Genomic DNA, 2,206 nt, shown 5'->3' with positions numbered 1-2,206 from the left:
GGGAACAATGAGCACCACTTTTACGCGCATGTCGCTGCTTGTCGCCGCGATGGTCTGTGCCGAACCGCCGGCCTGGCTGATGGGCTCGGTGAACTTCACCGACGCCATCGAGATCCCGCGCAATGGCCTGTTCATGATGGGCCTGACCTTGCTGCTGACGGCTGCGATCTTCCTGATGCTGTACCGCTCACGTTGGGGTTTGCAGGTGCGTGCCACCGTGCAGAACCGCCTGATGAGCCGTGCGGTGGGCATCAATACACGCAAGGTCGACCGCATGACCTTCGCCCTCGGTTGCGGTGTGGCCGGGGTAGCCGGCGCCGCATTCACCACCATTGGCTCCACCGGGCCGACGGCGGGCTCGCAGTACATCGTCGACACCTTCCTGGTTGTGGTGTTTGGTGGCGCGCAAAGCCTGTTCGGCACCATCGCCTCGGCGTTCGTGATCGCCCAGACCCAATCGCTGTCGGAGTTTTTCCTCAGTGGCTCGATGGCCAAGGTACTGACCTTGTCCTCGGTGATCCTGATCCTGATGCTGCGCCCGCAAGGGTTGTTCTCCATCAAAGTGCGCAAGTAGAGGCGAGCAGATGAAGGCTTTAGACAAGCTGCTGGGCGGCCAGCAAAACCTGATCGGCATCGTGCTGTTGGCGCTGTTGATCCTGGTGGTATTTCCCCTGACCCTGGATGCCTTCAGGCTGAACATGGTCGGCAAGTACCTGACCTACGCGTTTGTCGCCGTGGGGCTGGTGCTGTGCTGGGGCTATGGCGGCATTCTGAGCCTGGGGCAGGGCGTGTTTTTCGGCGTCGGCGGCTACTGCATGGCGATGTTCCTCAAGCTTGAGGCTTCCGACCCGATAAGCACCAAGATCCAGTCAACGCCCGGCATTCCGGACTTCATGGACTGGAACCAGATCACCGAGCTGCCCTGGCTGTGGCAACCGTTTCACAGCTTCACCTTTACGGTGTTCGCGGTGATTGCCGTGCCGGTTTTGCTGGCATTTATCATCGGTATTGCGCTGTTCAAGCGCCGCGTGGGCGATGTGTATTTCTCCATCGTCACCCAGGCGATTGCGCTGATCCTGACGGTGCTGATCGTCGGCCAGCAAGGCCTCACCGGTGGTGTCAACGGCATCACCGACCTCAAGACCTTGCTCGGCTGGGACCTGCGCACCGACGGCGCCAAAATGATCCTGTACTTCATCAACGCCGGGTTGCTGTTTGGCTGCATTTTTATCGGCCGCTTTATCCTGGCGTCCAAGCTCGGCCGGTTGCTGATGGCGATGCGCGACAAGGAGGAGCGCGTGCGTTTTTCAGGCTATGACGTGGCCAGTTTCAAGATCTTCGTGTTTTGCGTGGCCGCTGCGTTCTCGGCGATCGGCGGGGCGATGTTTGCCCTGCAAGTGGGCTTTATGTCGCCGTCGTTCGTCGGCATCGTGCCGTCGATCGAGATGGTGATTTTCGCCGCCGTGGGTGGGCGCATGTCGCTGCTCGGCGCGGTGTATGGCGCGCTGCTGGTCAACTACGGCAAGACCTACTTTTCCGAGTCCTTTCCCGAGCTGTGGCTGTACCTGATGGGCGGCCTGTTCATCGCCGTGGTCATGTACTTCCCCAATGGCCTGGCCGGCTTGTGGGACAGCCATGGTCGCCAGGCCTTGGCGCGGCTGCTGCGGCGTAAACCGTTGGTAAAAACCATGGCGCCGGCCGCCAAGCCCAAGACCGCCGCTAAAATCCTGGAGACCCAGCCATGACCGCCGTCGGCTTTGAAATGAAAAAACCGGTGCTGGCCATCGAAGGCCTCACCGTGTCGTTCGACGGCTTCAAGGCGGTCGACAACCTCAACCTGTATATCGACCGCAACGAAGTGCGCGTGGTGATCGGCCCCAACGGCGCCGGCAAGACCACGGTGCTTGACCTGATTTGCGGCAAGACCCGCGCCACCAGCGGCAGCATCCAGTTCGACGGCAAAGAACTGACCAAGATGCGCGAATACAACATCGTACGCGCGGGTGTCGGGCGCAAGTTCCAGAACCCGTCGATCTACGAAAACCTCACGGTGTTTGAAAACCTGGAGATGTCCTACCCGGCCGGCCGCAAGGTTTGGGGCGCGCTGTTCTTCAAGCGCAATGCTCAGGTGATTGCGCGGGTGGAAGAGGTGGCACGCGACATTTTCCTGGGCGACCTGCTGCAACAACAGGCCGACCTGTTGTCC

At 60.7% G+C, this 2,206-nt stretch carries 3 protein-coding genes; all 3 read left to right on the top strand.

Features of this window, described 5'->3' with window-relative positions; all coding sequences use genetic code 11:
* Window positions 1-574, top strand: a 574-nt coding sequence (locus WBB95_RS21065; protein ID WP_424489335.1) for an ABC transporter permease subunit, incomplete at its 5' end; no start/stop codon positions are given.
* Between the two features lie 10 nt (window positions 575-584).
* Window positions 585-1,745: an urea ABC transporter permease subunit UrtC gene (gene urtC, locus WBB95_RS21060; protein WP_424489334.1), complete on the top strand. Its 1,161-nt coding sequence runs from the start codon at window positions 585-587 to the stop codon at window positions 1,743-1,745.
* Window positions 1,742-2,206, top strand: a 465-nt coding sequence (locus tag WBB95_RS21055; protein WP_424489333.1) for an ATP-binding cassette domain-containing protein, incomplete at its 3' end; no start/stop codon positions are given. The genes urtC and WBB95_RS21055, both read left to right, overlap by 4 nt.

Source organism: Pseudomonas sp., assembly GCF_049645325.1.
Classification (GTDB): Bacteria; Pseudomonadota; Gammaproteobacteria; order Pseudomonadales; family Pseudomonadaceae; genus Aquipseudomonas.
The sequence above is the reverse complement of the archived record's forward strand: the minus strand, read 5'-3'. Positions and strand labels throughout refer to the sequence as shown.